Origin of the sequence: Streptomyces argenteolus, from assembly GCF_042902585.1 — a bacterium.
GTDB classification, from domain to species: Bacteria; Actinomycetota; Actinomycetes; order Streptomycetales; family Streptomycetaceae; genus Streptomyces; species Streptomyces argenteolus.
Window position 1 is genome coordinate 1 of record NZ_JBIBEG010000005.1, and the last position, 17,309, is coordinate 17,309.

General features: G+C 73.9%; 3 protein-coding genes. All 3 read right to left on the bottom strand.

The annotated features are described in order from the left end of the window. Positions 1-1,763: condensation domain-containing protein (locus tag ACFY8O_RS18775; protein ID WP_387903753.1), on the bottom strand; the 1,763-nt coding region annotated here is incomplete at its 3' end. Continuing rightward, complete coding sequence (locus ACFY8O_RS18780) at positions 1,760-9,523, bottom strand: amino acid adenylation domain-containing protein (protein ID WP_387903755.1); 7,764 nt, start codon at positions 9,521-9,523, stop codon at positions 1,760-1,762. The genes ACFY8O_RS18780 and ACFY8O_RS18775, both read right to left, overlap by 4 nt. After that, positions 9,520-17,211 carry an amino acid adenylation domain-containing protein gene (locus ACFY8O_RS18785; protein WP_387903758.1) on the bottom strand — a complete coding sequence of 2,564 codons (7,692 nt, stop codon included), beginning with the start codon at positions 17,209-17,211 and terminating at the stop codon, positions 9,520-9,522. The genes ACFY8O_RS18780 and ACFY8O_RS18785 overlap by 4 nt, the downstream gene beginning before the upstream one ends. Positions 17,212-17,309 lie beyond the last annotated feature (98 nt).

Below are 17,309 nucleotides of genomic sequence, written 5' to 3' on the forward strand. Positions count from 1 at the left end.
GGAATGTTGTACGTCCCGCTCGGCCCCTCCATACGATTCAAGAACCACAGACGCCGCTGAGCGAACGACAACGGAACCCGCACCGGACGCACCATAGGCACCAACGCCACACGCCCACCCACCGACGAACCCACCACCCGCTCCGCCAACGCCACCACCGACTGCGCATCGAAGAGGGCACGCACCGGCAGTTCGATGTCGAAGGCGCTCCTGATCCGGCTCACCAGACGGGTCGCGAGCAGCGAATGGCCGCCCAGGTCGAAGAAGTTGTCGTCGATCGACACCGACGGCACACCGAGGACCTCGGCGAACAGGCCGCAGAGCATCTCCTCGTGCGGGGTACGCGGCGCACGGCCCGCGGCAGCGGCCCCGCCGGTCGCCGTGAGGGCCCGGGAGGAGCCGCCACCGGCGGGCGTGGCGGCTTCGGGCACAACCCAGCCGGAGGGCGGGGTGATGGACCGCAGGACGTCGGCGACCGGCTCGGTGGAGCCGGCGGCGACGGCCCGCAGGACCGTCGCCAGGTTGCCGAGGATCGTGGAGACGGACGCCTCGGGGATGATGCCGTCCTGGAAGCCGAGGCGCAGCTGGAGCCGCCGGCCGGGCACGGCGATGAGCGTCAGCGGGTAGTGGGTGGCGTCCTCCCCGTCGACACCGGTGACCGTGAGGTCGCCGAGCGAGCCCAGGCTCTCCGCGTCCACGGGGTAGCTCTCGAACGCGACCAGGCTGTCGAAGAGTTCACCGTGGCCGGCGGCGCGCTGGATCTCGGTGAGCCCGATGTAGTGGTGGTCGAGCAGGGCCGACTGCTCGGCCTGGACGCGCTGGAGCAGGGACCGCAGGGTCTCCGCCTCGTCCAGCCGGATGCGTACGGGCACCGTGTTGATGAACAGCCCGACGATGCTCTCGACGCCCTCGATCTCCGGCGGGCGGCCGGAGACGGTGGCGCCGAAGACGATGTCACCGGCTCCGGTGAGCCGGGCGAGCTGGAGGCCCCAGGCCGCCTGCACCATGGTGTTGACGGTGATCCCCAGCCGGCGGGCCAGTGCCGCGAGCGCCGCGCTCTCCTCCTCGGTCAGCTCCAGGGTGAGCCGGCGCGGCAGTACGTCGACCGTGCCGTCGGCCCGCGGGGCGACCAGGGTGGGGCCGGCGAGGCTCTCGAACGCCGCCCGCCAGGCCGCCAGGCCTTCCTGCTTGTCCTGCTTGCGCAGCCAGGCGAGGTACAGCTTGAAGGGCACCACGGGCGGCATGCCCGCCGCGTCGCCCCCGCGTCCGTACAGCTCGAAGAGCTCGCCGAGGACGAGGGGCATGGACCAGCCGTCGAGCAGGATGTGGTGGCAGGTGAACATGAGCCGCCAGGCGCGCTCGCCCAGGCGCACCACGGTGAAGCGCAGCAGCGGCGGGTCGGTGAGGTCGAAGCGCACGGCCCGGTCGGCTTCCGTCAGCTCGGCCAGCCGCGTCCGCCTGGCGTCCTCGTCGAGTCCGGACAGGTCGTGCACGTGGACGGGGGTGCCGAACTCGCGCGGCACGACCTGCACCGGCTTGCTCAGGTTCTCCGACAGGAAGCCGGCCCGCAGGTTGTTCCTGCGGACCAGGAGGGCCCTGACCGCGTCCCGGAAGACCTCCGGGTCGAACGGGCCCTCCAGGCCGAGGGACAGCCGCACGGTGTAGACGTCCAGGGCGTCCTCGTCGTACGTCGCGTGGAAGAGCATGCCCTCCTGCAACGGGGCGAGGGGCAGGATGTCCTCAAAAAGATCCTTGCGGGTCACCGGGTCTTCCTCCACTCAGCTTCCAGTACCCCGAGATCGTCGAGTTCGAGGTCGATCAGTGACAGGTCGGACGGGGCGAGGCTGGCCGGCTCGCCCTCGCCCGCGTGCTCCGCGAGCGCGGTGAGGACGCGGAACCATCCCTCGGCCAGCGCCCGTACGGCTTCCCCGCTCAGCAGGCGGCGGGGCCAGGTCCAGTTGGCCACCAGCCGCGGTCCGTCCGGGCCGTCCTGGACCAGGACGTTCAGGGACAGCGCGTGCGGGGCCGGCATCTCCGGGTCGCCGCCGAGGTCCCGGAGGACCTCTCCGTCGGCGGACATGGTCCAGTCGCCCGCCTCGGGGCTCCTGTCGCCGGTCTCTCCCGCGACTTCGGTGCGGCCCAGGTAGTTGAAGCCGTACTGCGGACTCCCGAGCGCGGCGAGCGTGTCCCGGGTGTGGGGGTTGAGGTGGCGCAGCAGGCCGTATCCCACGCCCTCGTCCGGCATCCGCCGCAGCGTCTCCCGGACCCGGGTGAGGGCCTTGTGCAGCGCTGCCGGGTCGGTGAGGACCGTGCCCCACCGCACCGGCCCGAGGTCGAGGCGCACCGGCGCGAGGCTGGTGAACCAGCCGACCGTGCGGGAGATGTCGACTTCCTCGCCCGGCGGGATCTGCCGGCCGTGGCGCTCGACGTCCACCAGCACCTCGGTGCCGGCGCCGAGCCCGCGCCCGCGGCGCCAGTCGGCGACGGCCAGGGCGAATCCGGTCAGGAGCACGTCCTCGACACCGCCCCGCACGGCGGCGGGCACCTCGGTGAGGAGGGGTCCGGTGACCGACTCGGGCAGGGTCAGCACGAGCGCGTCCTGGGTGCCCATGGTGTCGACGGCCGGATCGCGGGTCTCCTCGGTCACGGGTACGTCCCCGTCGCCGAGCTGCTCGGCCCACCAGGTGACCTGGGCCGCGCGGGCGGGCTCGGCCGCCAGGCCGGTGAGCCACTGCGACCAGCGCCGCCACGAGGTGCCGACGGGCTGAAGGGCGGGCTCACGGGACGCGTGGACCGCCAGCCACGCCTCGGCGAGATCGGGTACGAGGATGCGCCACGACACCCCGTCGACGGCGAGGTGGTGGCCGAGGAACAGCAGCCGCCCGGGCTCGTCCGGGCCCGCGTCGAACCACACGAGGCGCACCACGGCCCCGTCCTCCGGGGACAGCAGCGCGACCGCGCGCTCCGCCTCCTCGGCGACGGCCGCCCGCACCTTCGCGCCGTCCGCGCCGGTGACGTCGACGCGGCTCACGCAGCCGGCGGGGTCCACCGCACCGCGCTCCCGTACCTCGTAGGACCACGCGCCGTCGCTCACCGTCAGCCTGAGCCGCAGGGCGTCGTGGTGGTCGAGCACGGCCGCGACGGCGGCGGTCAGGGTCTCCAGGGTCATCCGGGCGGGGACCTGGAGCAGCACCGACTGGTGGAAGCGCTCCGTGCGTCCGCCGTTGTCGCGCAGCCAGTGCGTCATCGGGGTGAGCGGCACCGGGCCGATCCCGGCGTCCGGGTCCTGCGGGGGCAGTTCGCCGACGGGGCGCGCCACGGCCGCGAGTCCGGCGGCCGACTTGTGCTCGAAGACGTCCCGGGGAGTGATGACCAGGCCGCCCTTGCGTACCTCGCCGACGAGCTTGATGGAGACGATGCTGTCGCCGCCGAGCTCGAAGAAGCTCGCGTCGACGTCCACCTCGGGCAGGCCGAGCACCGAGCCGAACGCCTCGGCGAGCACCCGCTCGGCCTCGGTGGCCGGGGCCCGCCCGCCGCCGGAACCGGTGAGGCCGGGCGCGGGCAGCGCCGCGTGGTCCAGCTTGCCGTTCACCGTCAGGGGCAGGGCGTCCACGACCACGTACGCCTGCGGAACCATGTACTCGGGCAGCCGCCCGGCCGCCCACGCCCGTACGGCGCCGGTGTCCAGGGCGGTGTCCGGGCCGGGCACCACATAGCCGACCAGGTGCCGCAGACCGGGCCGGTCCTCGCGGACCACGACGGCGGCACCGTCCACCCCGGGGCAGCCCGACAGCACGGACTCGATCTCGCCCAGCTCGATGCGGAAGCCGCGCAGCTTCACCTGGCCGTCCCGGCGCCCGACGAACTCCAGCACCCCGTCCGCACGCCACCGCACCACATCACCCGTCCGGTACAACCGGGAACCCGGCACCCCGAACGGATTCGCCACGAACCGCTCCGACGTCAGAGCGGACCGGCCCAGATACCCCCGCGCCAGCCCCACACCCGACACGTACAACTCACCCGGAACACCCACCGGACAGAGGCCGAGGGCGCCGTCCAGGACGTACACCCGGGTGTTGGCGATCGGTCCGCCGATGGGCGGGGTCACGGTGCCGTCCACCGGGTCGCTCGCCGTGGCGCAGACGGTGGTCTCGGTCGGTCCGTAGGCGTTGACGACCCGGCGGCCGGGCGCCCAGCGCGCGGCGAGGTCACGGGGACAGGCCTCGCCCGCCGTGACCAGGGTCAGCCCCTCGGGGGCGTGCTGCGGATCGGCGCCGGACAGCGCCGTGGGGGTGAGGGTGGCGTGGGTGATCCGCTCGTCCGACAGGAAGGCGGTGAGCGCCTGGCCCAGGACCGGGCCGTCCGCCGGGGTCAGCACGAGCGCGGCGCCGTTGAGGAGCGCCATGACCGTCTCCCAGGCGGAGGCGTCGAAGCTGGGGGCGGCGAACTGGCCGATCCTGCTCTCCCGGTCCACCCCGAGCCGCTCGGCGTGCCAGGCGGCGAGGCTGCCCAGTCCCCGGTGGGTGACCGTGACGCCCTTGGGCCGGCCGGTGGAGCCCGACGTGTAGATGACGTAGGCGGGGTGGTCGGCCGACAGCGGCGCACGGCGGTCCGCGTCGGTGACCTCGGCCCCGGAGAGCCCCGCCAGCGCCTCGGTGGTCGCCGGGTCGTCGAGGACCAGCGGCTCGCCGCACCCGGCGGGCAGCCGGCCGGCCAGGGAGGCGAGGGTGACGACGAGCGTGGGGGTGCTGTCGCGGATCATGTACGCGATCCGGTCGGCGGGATGGTTCGGATCGACCGGTACGTACGCCCCGCCGCCGGTCATCACGGCCAGCAGCGCGACGGTCAGTTCGGCCGAGCGGGGCAGGACGAGCGCGACCCGGTCCTCCGGTCCGACGCCGCGTCCGATCAGCAGCCTGGCGAGCCGGGCGGCCCGGGCCGCCAGCGTCGCGTAGTCCAGGGTGGCGCCCGCGGCGATCACCGCGGGGCGGCCGGGGACGGCCGCCGCCTGCCGGGCGAACAGCTCCGGGACGGTGCCGCCGGGCAGGTCCCGGACGGTGTCGTTCCAGCCGGTGAGCAGCTGTTCGCGCTCCGCCGCGGGCAGGATCTCCAGACGGCGTACGGGCGTGCGCGGATCGGCGGCCACGGCGCGCAGCAGCGTGACCAGGTGGCCCGCCATGCGCTCCACGCTGTCCCGGTCGAACAGGTCCGTGCTGTACCCGAGGATGCCGCGGATGGCGCCGTCCGGCTCCTCGGCCAGGCTCAGCTCCAGGTCCACCTTGGCGACCGGCAGCAGCATGTCCTGGACGGTGGCGCGCAGGCCGGGCAGCTCCAGTTCGCCCGAGGTGTTGTTCTGGTAGGCGATCAGCACCTGGAACAGCGGGTTGTGCGCGAGGGAACGGTCCGCGCCGACGAGGTCGACGAGCCGTTCGAAGGGCAGGTCCTGGTGCGCGTAGGCCTCCAGCGCGCTCCCGCGGGCCCGGTGCAGCAGGTCGACGAAGCTCGGGTCGCCGGACACGTCGGTGCGCAGCACCAGGGTGTTGACGAAGAAGCCGACGAGGTCGTCGGCCGCCGAGTCGGTCCGGCCGGCGACCGGGGTGCCGATCGGGATGTCGGTCCCGGCCCCGAGGCGGGACAGGAGGGCCGCGAGTGCGGCCTGGAAGACCATGAACGGCGTGGTGTCCGTCCGGTCGGCGAGGACCCGCAGGCTCTCCGCGAGCTCCGGCCCGACGACGACGGGCACCTGGGCGCCCCGGTGGGTGGCGACCGGCGGGCGGGGACGGTCGGTGGGGAGGTCGAGCTCCTGCGGGGCCCCGGCCAGCTGCCGGGCCCAGTAGGCGCGCTGGACGGCAGCGAGGCTGTCCTCGTCGTTCTCGTCGCCCAGCAGCCGCTGCTGCCAGAGCGTGTAGTCCGCGTACTGCACCGGCAGCGGGCGCCACTGCGGCGCCTCACCGGCGAGCCGGGCGCGGTAGGCCTCTCCGAGGTCGCGGGCGAGCGGCTCCTGCGACCAGCCGTCCCCCGCGATGTGGTGGACGACGACACACAGCACGTGCTCGTCCGGAGCGACGCGGAAGAGCCGGGCGCGCAGGGGGAGTTCACGGGCGAGGTCGAAGCCGGTGGCCCCTTCGGCGTCGAGGGCGGCGGGCAGCTCGTCCTCCGTCACGTCGGTGACCTCGACGGCGGCCACGGCCACGCCCGCGGGCACGACCTGCTGCCAGGGTTCTCCGTCCGTGTCCGGGAACACGGTGCGCAGCGACTCGTGCCGGGAGACCAGGTCGCCGAGGGCCGCCGAGAGTGCCGGCACGCTCAGCCCGCCCTGGAGGCGGACGGCGAAGGGGATGTTGTAGGTGGCGCTCGGGCCCTCCATCCGGTTGAGGAACCACAGCCGCCGCTGGGCGAACGACAGCGGTACCCGCTCGGGGCGTTCGGCGGGGCGCAGCGGTGTACGGGCCGGGGACGCGCCGTCCATGAGCCGGACCGCGAGCCGGGCGACGGTGGGCTCCTCGAAGACACGCCGGATCGACAGTTCCACGCCGAGCACCGCGCGGACCCGGCTCACCAGCCGGGTGGCGAGCAGGGAGTGCCCGCCGAGCTCGAAGAAGTTGTCGTCGACGGAGACGGAGGACAGCCCCAGCACCTCCTGGAACAGCCCGCACAGCAGCTCCTCGTGCGGCGTCCGGGGCCCGCGCGCCTCCTCGGCGACGTACTCGGGGACGGGCAGGGCCTTGGTGTCGAGCTTGCCATTGGTGGTCAGCGGCAGGGCGTCCAGGACCACGACGGGCCGCGGGACCATGTACTCCGGGAGCCGTTCGGCGGCCCAGGCGCGCAGTTCCTCCGTGTCGAGCCCGGCACCGGGGGCGGGCACCGCGTAGCAGACCAGCTGCCGGACGCCGGGCCGGTCCTCCCGGACCAGGACGGCGACTTGGCCGACGGCCTCGTGAGCGGCCAGCACGGACTCGATCTCGCCCAGCTCGATGCGGAAGCCGCGCAGCTTCACCTGGCCGTCCCGGCGCCCGACGAACTCCAGCACCCCGTCCGCACGCCACCGCACCACATCACCCGTCCGGTACAACCGGGAACCCGGCACCCCGAACGGATTCGCCACGAACCGCTCCGACGTCAGAGCGGACCGGCCCAGATACCCCCGCGCCAGCCCCACACCCGACACGTACAACTCACCCGGAACACCCACCGGACAGAGGTCCATCCCGCTGCCGAGCACGTAGACCTGCTTGCCGTCGAACGGCCGGCCGATCGGCACCGGGTCCGGGACGGGCCGGTCCGCGGTGAGCGGGTGCGCGGCGGCGATGACGGTGACCTCGGTCGGCCCGTACGCGTCCACGACCGTGATGTCCGGGCAGGCGTCCAGCACCTGGCGCACCGAGGCCGCGGGCACCGCCTCGCCGCCGGCCCACACCTCGCGCATCGGCCGGAGGATCTCCGGGGCCTCGGCGGCGATCAGCCTGAACAGGCCGGTGGTGAACAGGGCGGCGGTGACGCGGCCCTCCTCGACGGTCCGCCCGATGGTGGCCATGTCGAGGTCGCCGGGCGGTCCGACGACCAGGGTGCCGCCGCTCAGCAGAGGGGTCCACATCTCGTACGTCGAAGCGTCGAAGGCGTGGGCCGAGTGCATCAGCACCCGCTCCTGGGCGCCGCCCGCGAAGCGGCTGTCGGCGGCCAGGTCCGCGATCCCCCGGTGGGTGACGGCGACGCCCTTGGGCCGGCCCGTCGAGCCGGAGGTGTACATGACGTAGGCGAGGCGCTCGGGTCCCGGCGGCATGGGCACGCCGCCCGGCGGGACGGGGTAGGAGGCGGGCAGGTCCCCCTGCTCCAGCACCAGGGAGGTGCCGCTGTCCCGGAGAACGTCCGCGCGCCGGGACTCCGGCCAGCGGTGGTCCACGGGCACGTAGACCGCTCCGGCCCGCAGCACGCCGAGGACGGCGAGCACGAAGTCGACGGAGCGCTCCATCCTGATGCCGACCGGCTCCTCGGGGCGTACGCCCCGGTCGAGGAGCCACGCGGCGATCTCCTCCGCCCGGCGGATCGTCTCCGCGTACGTCAGCGACCGGTCACCGCGGACCAGCGCCTCCCGGTCCGGCGTCTCGGCGGCCCGCCGCGCCAGCAGTTCGGGCAGGGTGCGCGCCGGCTGCGGGACGGGCGTGGGGTTCCACGTGCCGAGCAGATCGGCACGCTCACCGGCGTCCAGCAGGTCGACCGCTCCGGCGGGCAGCGACGGCTCGGCGGCGAAGGCGCGCAGCACGGCGGTCAGCCGCCGGCCCAGGCTCTCGACCTCGGTCTCCTCGAAGGCGTCGGACCGGTAGGTGAAACGGAGTTCGAGCGAGGTCCCGGGGATGACCATCAGGGCGAGCGGGTAGTGCGCGCCGTCCGTGGAGAAGTGTCCGGCGACCGAGAGGCCGCCCGGCAGGGTGAGCGTCGCCGGGTCGACGGGGAAGTTCTCCAGGACGGTGAGGGTGTCGAACAGGTCCCCGTGCCCGGCGGTCCGCTGGATCTCCGCCAGGCCCAGGTGCTGATGGGCCATCAGCCGCGCCTGCTCCTCCTGGAGCCGCGCGCAGAGTCCCAGGAGCGACTCCTCGCGCTCGACGCGGACCCGTACGGGCACCGTGTTGAGGAAGAGACCCACCATGGTGTGCACACCGGGTATCTCGGGCGAGCGGCCGGCGAGGGTCATGCCGAAGGTGACGTCCCGGCGGTCGGTGAGCCTGGCCAGCAGCAGCCCCCACGCGGCCTGCACGACCGTGTTGAGGGTGATGCCGTGCTCCCGGGCCCGCCCGGTCAGCAGCGCCGTCGTCTCCGGGCCGAGCGGGACGGTGACCTTGCTGGGCAGCACCGTCGAGGACCGGTCGTCGGGCATCGCGGCGAGCAGGGTCGGCTCGTAGAGCCCGTCCAGGGCGGTCCGCCAGGCCTGGACCGCGCCCTCGCGGTCCTGCTTGGCGAGCCAGGCCAGGTGGTAGCGGTACGGCGTGACCGGCGGCAGGACCGAGGCGTCCCCGCCCGCCGCGTACAGCTCGAAGAGCTCGCGCACCAGGACGGGGGCGGACCAGCCGTCCAGCAGGATGTGGTGATTGGTCACCAGCAGCCGGTGCCGGCCGGCGGCGACCCGGACCACGGTGAACCGCAGGAGCGGCGGGCGGCGCAGGTCGAAGCGGGTCGCGCGGTCCCGCTCGGTGACGCGCCGCAGCTCCGCCTCCCGCTCCTCGGCCGGGAGGCCGGTCAGGTCGGCCTCGTGCCAGGGCAGCGCGGCCTCCTTCGGCACGAACTGCAGCGGACGCGGGCCGTCGTGCCGGAATCCGGCGCGCAGGTTGCCGTGCCGCGTGAGCAGCGCCTGCGCGGCGGCGCGCAGCGCGGGCACGTCGAGCGGACCGTCGATGTCGAGGCCCAGCTGCATGACGTAGACGTCCGGGCCCGACTGCTCGTCGTACTGCGCGTGGAAGAGCAGGCCCTCCTGCAACGGGGTGAGGGGGAGCACGGCTTCCAGCGACGGCTTCTCGTTCGTGGTCATTCCGAAACGCTCCACTTCGACTCGAACTCGTCGAGTTCGTCCTGCGAGACCAGTGCCATGTCCCATCCGTCCGCGTCCGCCGGGCCGGAGGCGGCGCCTTCCGCGGCCACGGGCCCGGCCGTCGCCGCGATGGCGCGCACGGTGCGGTGCGTGAACACGTCCTGCGGGGTGAGGACCAGGCCCTCCGCGCGGGCCCTGCTGACGAGCTGCACCGAGACGATGCTGTCGCCGCCCAGCCGGAAGAAGTCGTCGTCCGCGCCGGCCCGGGGCACCCCGAGCACCTCGGCGAACAGCCGGGCGAGCGTCTGCTCCTGCGGTGTGGCGGGGGCCGCGTCCGAGGCGGAGGCCGCCGCGTCGGGCGCGGGCAGCGCCTTGTGGTCGAGCTTGCCGTTCAGCGTGACCGGCAGGGCGTCCAGGAGCACCAGCGCACCCGGCACCATGTGGTCGGGCAGCCGCCCGGCGAGCGCCGTCCGCAGCCCGGCCAGCAGCGCTCCGCTGCGGCGGGCGAGGAGCGGGTCGTTCGCCAGGCGGGCCGGGACGCCGTCCGGGAGGTACAGGTCCCGGTAGGCGGGTACCGCGCCCGTCGCGTCCCGGGCGTCCTCGGGGACGAACACCGCGTCCAGCCGTCCGTCGTCCACTCCGGCGGTCCAGGTGACCAGCGCGCGGTAACCGGCGGGAGTGCCCGCCTCGTGCAGGGCCGTGACGTCGACGCCCCGCGGGACAGGGCCGGCCCCCTCCTCCCCGGCCAGGTCTGCGTCGAGCCTGCCGTTGGGGATGCCGGTGACGCGCAGCCCCTGCGGGCGCTCCTGGCGCAGCCGGGCGGCGATGCCGTCGAGGCCGCCCGCCCCTTCCCAGGCGAGCGCGGGCACGTCCGCGAGGCTGACGGCGGCGGCCGGGCGCTTGTGCAGGACCACGTCGTAGCGGTAACGGCTGAGCTCGTTGGCGTAGTCACCGCGCTTGACCCGTACGTCCGCGCCGCCGAAGCCGTCGAGCGACAGGGTGCCGAACAGCGCCGGGTCCAGCAGCAGTTCGGTCTCGCGCTCGACCGCCCGGTCCACGGCCTGCCGGGTGGCCTCGGGGCCGTCCCCGGGGTGACCCGTGCGGTGCACGGCCGTGCGCATGCGGCGCAGCAGCCGGAGGTCACGGAGGTCGCCGAGGAAGACCGCGCCGGTGTCACCGAGCAGGGCGAACGCCTTCTCGACGACGTCCGTCAGATAGTCCAGGCCCGGGAAGTACTGCGCCACCGAGTTGATCACGACGGTGTCGAACGTCCCCGCCGGCAGCTCGTCCAGCAGGTGCGCCGGTGTCGCGGTGAAGCAGGTGCGCCGCGCGAGTTCCGGGATCTGCGCCGTCTGCCGGCACAGGGTGTCGATCACCTCGCCGGAGAGGTCGGTACCCCAGTAGAGGTCCACATGGGGGGCGACCGGCGTCATGATCAGGCCTGCGCCGACGCCGATCTCCACGACCCTGCGGGGCCGCAGCTCCAGGATGCGCTCGACGGTGGCCGCGCGCCAGGCCCGCATCTCCTCCTCGGGCAGCTCGCTGCCGTCGTAGCTGCTGTGCCAGCCGCTGAAGTTCTCGCCGAGCGGCGGGCCCTGGTGGGCCGTGGCGCCGTACACCTCGTCGTTGACGGCCTGCCACTTCTCGACCTGGTCGCTCTCCAGGCCGGTGTCCCGGGCGCCCTCCTCCCGCGCGGCGGGAACCACGTAGCCGACCAGCCTGCGCTCGCCCGGGCGGTCCTCGCGGACCACGACGGCGGCGGCCTCGACCTGCGGCTGGTCGGTCAGCGCGGCGGTGATCTCCCCCAGCTCCACGCGGAAGCCGCGCACCTTGACCTGGTCGTCGGCACGCCCGGCGAACTCCAGCTGCCCGTCGGCGCGCCTGCGCACCACGTCGCCGGTGCGGTACATGCGCTCGCCCGGGGTGCCGAACGGCGCGGCGACGAAGCGTTCCGAGGTGAGCCCGGGGCGTCCGAGGTAACCGCGGGCCAGGTTGAGCCCGGCGACGTACAGCTCGCCGTACACACCGACGGGGACGGGGACGAGCCGCTCGTCCAGCACGTAGGCACGGGAGTTGGCGATCGGGGTGCCGATCGGCGGGGCGACCGCTCCGGACAGCGGGGCGCTCATCGTGGCGCAGACCGTCGTCTCGGTGGGGCCGTACGCGTTGATCATGCGCCGGCCCGCCGACCAGATCCCGGCCAGCTCGGCCGAGCACGCCTCGCCCGCGACGGTCAGCACCATGCCGGCGGGTACGGCGGCGGGGTCGAGGCCGGTGAGCGCGATGGGCGGGATCGTCGCGTGGGTGATGCGCCGTTCGGTGAGGAACCGGGCCAGCTCGTCACCGAGCAGCAGCCCGCTGCCGACGGGGAGCACCAGCGTCGCACCGCCGAGCAGCGCGATGCACGTCTCGGAGACCGCGGCGTCGAAGCTCGGTGCCGCGTACTGGACGACCCGGCTGTCCGGCCCGACGGCGAAGCGCTCGCTCTGGGCGGCGGCGAGGTTCCCGATGCCCCGGTGAGTGACCACGACGCCCTTGGGGCGGCCGGTCGAGCCGGAGGTGTAGATGACGTAGGCCGGGTGGCCCGCGTCGGCCGGCTCCCGCCGGTCGGCGTCCGACAGCGGCGTGGTGGGGCGGGCCGCGATCCGGGAGGCGGTGACCGGGGAGTCCACGACGATCACGGGCACGTCCGGCACCACCTCCCGGGCGAGGCCGGCGACCGCGGAGGTGGTGAGTGTCAGCGCGGGGCCGGAGTCCTCGGCCATGAAGGCGACCCGCTCGCGCGGGTATCCCGGGTCGACCGGCACGAACGCTCCGCCCGCCGTGACCACGGCGAGCTGCGCCACGAGGAGGTCCAGCGACTTCGGCATGACCAGGAGCACCCGGTCCTCGGCGCCGATCCCGTACGTGACCAGGTGGCGGGCCAGCCCCGCGACCCTGCGGCCCAGTTCGCCGTAGCTCAGCTCCTCGTCGCCCGCGACCACCGCGAGCGCGTCGGGGGTGCGGGCCGCCTGCTCGGTGAAGAGCTCGGCCAGCGTCGCTCCGGCGACCGGGCGCGCGGTGTCGTTCCACTCCACGAGGATCCGGCGGCGCTCCTCGGCGTCCAGCACGTCCAGGTCGCTCAGACGGCTCTCCGGCCGCCTGGTGGCCTGGTCCAGGAGACGCGTCAGCCTGACGGTGAGCAGCTCGATCGTCGCCCGGTCGTACAGGTCGGTGGCGTACTCGACGGCGCAGGTGGTGTGGTCCGGGGTGTCCCCCTCGCCCTCGACCTCGCGGAAGTCGAAGAGCAGGTCCAGCTTGGCGGTGTGGGTGACGGCGGGCTCGATCCAGGCGTCGAGACCGGGCAGGTCCAGCGCCGGGGTCGCGTTGTTCTGGAAGCCGAGGCCGATCTGGACCAGCGGGTGGCGCCCCGCCGAGCGCTCCGGGTTGACGGCCTCGACGAGCCGCTCGAAGGGCAGGTCCTGATTGGCGAAGGCGGCCAGGCCGTCCGCGCGCGCCCTGCCCAGCAGGTCGGCGAAGCTCGGGTCGCCGGAGAGGTCGGTGCGCATCACGAGGGTGTTGACGAGGAAGCCGATCAGGTCGTCCAGGGCCTCGTCGGTACGGCCCGCGATCGAGATGCCGAGCGCGATGTCGTCGCCCGCGCCGAGCTTGCCGAGCAACGCCGCCAGCGCCGTCTGCACCACCATGAAAGGGCTGACGTCGTGCTCGCGCGAGCAGCGGGTCAGCTGCCGGTGCAGCTCGGGCGGCAGGTCGAACCGGAGGGTCTCGCCGCGGTAGGAGGAGACGGCCGGCCGGGGCCGGTCGGTGGGGAGCGTGACTTCCTCGGGCAGTCCGCGCAGGTAGTCCGTCCAGTGGGCCAGCTGGCCGGAGATCGCGGAGTCGGGGTCGCCCTCGTCGCCCAGGAGCTCGCGCTGCCACAGGGTGTAGTCGGCGTACTGCACCGGCAGGGGCTCCCATGCGGGACTCCTGCCGTGGCAGCGCGCGGTGTAGGCGGTCTGGAGGTCGCGGGTCAGCGGCACGAGGGACCAGCCGTCCCCGGCGATGTGGTGCATCGGCATGAGGAGCGCGTGCTCCTGCTCCGACACGGCGAACAGGTGCGCGCGGACGGGTGCCTCGGTGGCCAGGGAGAACCCGACGGCGGCGCGCTCGGTCATCGCTGCCGCCAGCCGGTCGGCGGCGATCTCGGTCACCCCCATCACGGGGGTGGCCTCCTCCGCCGGCAGGATGTGCTGGCGCGGGGTGCCCAGGTGGTCCGGGAACACGGTGCGCAGGCTCTCGTGGCGGGCCACGACGTCGCCGATCGCCGCCTGCAGCGCCTCACGGTCCAGCGAGCCGTTCAGCCGTACGACGAGCGGGATGTTGTACGTCCCCGAGCCGCCGTCGATCTTGTCGATGAACCACAGCCGCAGCTGCGCGAAGGACAGCGGGATCTCCTGCGGCTTGTCCATCCTGGTCAGCGGGCGCCGCGCGGTGGGCACGTCACCGTGGCCGGCGAGCCAGGCGATCAGGGCTGCCGGAGTGGGCGCCTCGAAGACGGTACGGATGGCGAGTTCGACCCCGAATGCCGCGCGCACCCGGCTGACCAGCCTGGTTGCCAGCAGCGAATGCCCGCCCAGGTCGAAGAAGTTGTCGTCCATGGAGACCGCGGACACGCCGAGGATCTCGGCGAAGAGACCGCAGAAGATCTCCTCCTCCGGCGTACGGGGTGCCCGGCCGCCTGCGGTGCCCGTCATCTCGGGGGCGGGCAGGGCCCGGGTGTCGAGCTTCCCGTTCCCGGTCAGGGGCAGCACGTCCAGCTGGACGAAGGCGGTGGGCACCATGTGCTCGGGCAGGGTGGCGGCGACGTGCTTGCGCAGCGTGGCCGGGTCCAGCCCGGCCGGGCCGCCGGGACCCTGATCGCCGATGACGTAGGCCACCAGCCGCATGTCGTCCGGGATGTCCTCGCGTACGACGACGGCCGTCTGCCGGACGTCGGGGTGCAGCAGCACGGCTGCCTCGATCTCGCCCAGTTCGACGCGGAAGCCGCGGATCTTGACCTGCTGGTCGGCCCGCCCCATGTACTCCAGGTCGGCGCTGCCGTCCACGGCCCAGCGGGCCAGGTCCCCGGAGCGGTACATGCGCTGTCCGGCCGGCCCGAAGGGGTCGGCCACGAAGCGGGTACTGCTCAGGTCCGGGCGTCCCAGGTAGCCGTCGGCGACGGCGGGCCCGCCGACGTACAGCTCACCGGTCGCACCGGGCGGTACGGGGCGCAGCGCCGTGTCCAGGACGTAGACGCGCAGATCGCTGATGCCGAGGCCGATCATGCTGCCGCCGGAGGTGGGGCACGCCGCGTCGAGCATCCGCTCGGTGGTGTGCACCGTGGTCTCGGTGATGCCGTACATGTTGACGAGCCGCGGCGCGTCCTCCGGGTGCCGCTCGTACCACTCGGCCAGCCTCCCGAAATCGAGCGCCGCCCCGCCGAACACGACGTACCGCAGGGCGAGCGCCCGCCCGGTGTCCGGGTTGTCACGGTCGGCCTGGATCAGCTGGTAGAAGGCGGAAGGCGTCTGGTTGAGGACGGTGACCCGCTCCCGCACCAGCAGCCGCAGGAACTCCTCCGGCGCCCGGCTCACCGCGAACGGCACCACCACGAGCGTCCCGCCGTGCAGCAGGGCGCCCCAGATCTCCCACACGGAGAAGTCGAAGGCGTACGAGTGGAACAGCGCCCACACGTCGTCGGGCCCGAAGCCGGACCAGCGCGCGGTCGCGTCGAAGAGCCGGACGACGTTGCGGTGGGCGACGACGACGCCCTTGGGGCGGCCGGTGGACCCGGAGGTGTAGATGACGTACGCCGCCTGGTCGGGCAGGACCGGCCCGCCGCGCTCGGCGTCCAGGATCGCGGTGCCCGGCAGCCCGGCCAGCTCGGCCACCGTCGCCGGGTGGTCCAGCACGATCTCCGGGGTCCGGACGGCCAGCTGCGTGAAGGCGTCACGCTGTGCGGTGACGACCACGGCGGGCTCGGCGTCGCCGAGCATGTAGGCCACCCGGTCGGCGGGGTACTCGGGGTCGATCGGCAGGTAGGCCGCCCCGGCCTTCAGCGTGGCCAGCAGCGCCACGGCCGTCTCCACCGACCGGGGCATCGCCAGCGCCACGAGCTGCCCCCGCCGCACGCCCCGGCCGATGAGCAGGCGGGCCAGCTGGTTGGAGCGCTCGTCCAGTTCGCGGTAGGTGAGCGAGGTGGTGCCCGACGCACCGGGGTACACGACGGCCCGGTTGCCGGGGTGGGCCGCCGCCGCGGCGGCGAAGCGCTCCGGCAGCGAGACGGACTCCGTCGGCTCCGGGGTGCGGGCGGCGCCGCCCCAGTCGCCGACGAGCCTGGCCAGTGTCCCGGGGTCGACGACGTCCAGGGCGCCGATCGGGCGGTCGGGGTGCTCGGTGAGCTCGGTGAGCAGCCGGGTGATGAGCCGGTGGTGCTGCCGCACGGTGTCGACGCCGTACACGTCCGGGTTGGCGGAGACGTCGAACTGGAAGCCGCCGTCCTGGCGGCCGACGACGACGAGCGAGAAGTCGTCGTCGTGTCCGGCCATCAGCGGGTGCAGGCTCGCGGGCAGTCCGGCGAAGTGCAGGGCAGGCGTGACGACGTGCAGGTTGAGCCGCGGCCCGAGCAGCCGGCCGTCGGAGCCGAGCAGCTTGAGATCGCGCCGCAGGTCCTCGTAGCGGTAGCGCTTGTGCCGGGAGACGTCGCGCATGCGCTGGTGTGCGTGGCGGACGAGCTCCTGCGCCGTCATGTCGGGGCGCACCGTCATCCGCACGCCGACCACGTTGGACACCATGCCGGGCACGGTCCGCCCCGCGCCGGTCGTCCGCGCGGCGACGGAGAGCGCGATGACGACGTCGCTGCTGCCGGAGATCCGGCTCGTGTACGCGGCGAGGGCGGCGAGCACCGCCGCCGGCCACCCGACCCGGGCGCCACGGGCCGCGTCGCGGACCCGGGTGGCTGTCTCCACCGGGACCTGGACCGTCTCGCGCACGAGGTCGGTGGGCAGCGCCGTCGGGCGGTCCCCGAGACTCACGGCGTGCGGCCGGTCCGCGAACTGCGCGGTCCAGAAGTCCCGGTCGGCGCCGAACGCGGCGGACCGCTGGTAGGCGGCCTCGTCGTCGATCAGCTCGCGCAGCGGGGGGAAGGCGCCGTCGGAGGTGTCCTGGCCCGTCACGAGCCCGGTGTAGACGTCGGCCGTGCGGGAGGCGATGAGGCTCGCGCCGAAGCTGTCCATCACCAGGTGGTGGTAGCGGTAGTAGAAGAGGAAGCGGTCGTCGGCGACCTTGATGAGCGCGAAGCGGTACAGCGCGCCGCCGAGCACGTCGACGGGCGTACGCGCGTCCGCCCACATCCAGGTGCCGGCCGCCTCGTCCGGCCGGTCCTGCGCCGTCAGGTCGAGGACCTCCACGGGCTCCGCCGTCCAGTCGGTGACCGGTTCGATCACCTGGCCCGGGCCGCCCCCCTCCTCGGTGAACCGGGCGCGCAGGGCCTCCGTCTCGGTCACCACCTGGCGCATCGCGGCGGTGAACAGCAGCGGGTCGACCGCACCGGCGATCTCCAGGTACAGGGCCGCGTTGAACGTCGCGTTCGGACCGCTGAGGCTCTGCGCGTACCAGATTCCGGCCTGGCCGGCGGTCAGCGGCAGAACCGTGGCTGACGAGTCAGACATCTGTCCTCTGTTTCTTCGGGCCTGGCCGATCCGGGAACCGGTCGGTGAGCAAGGGGACGGCAGACACGGGCTCCGGACGGCCGGCCCGGTGCGGGCGG

Coding starts and splice junctions, on each gene's coding strand:
- ACFY8O_RS18785 (WP_387903758.1), bottom strand. CDS start 17,211: ATGTCTGACTCGTCAGCCACGGTTCTGCCGCTGACCGCCGGCCAGGCC.
- ACFY8O_RS18780 (WP_387903755.1), bottom strand. CDS start 9,523: ATGACCACGAACGAGAAGCCGTCGCTGGAAGCCGTGCTCCCCCTCACC.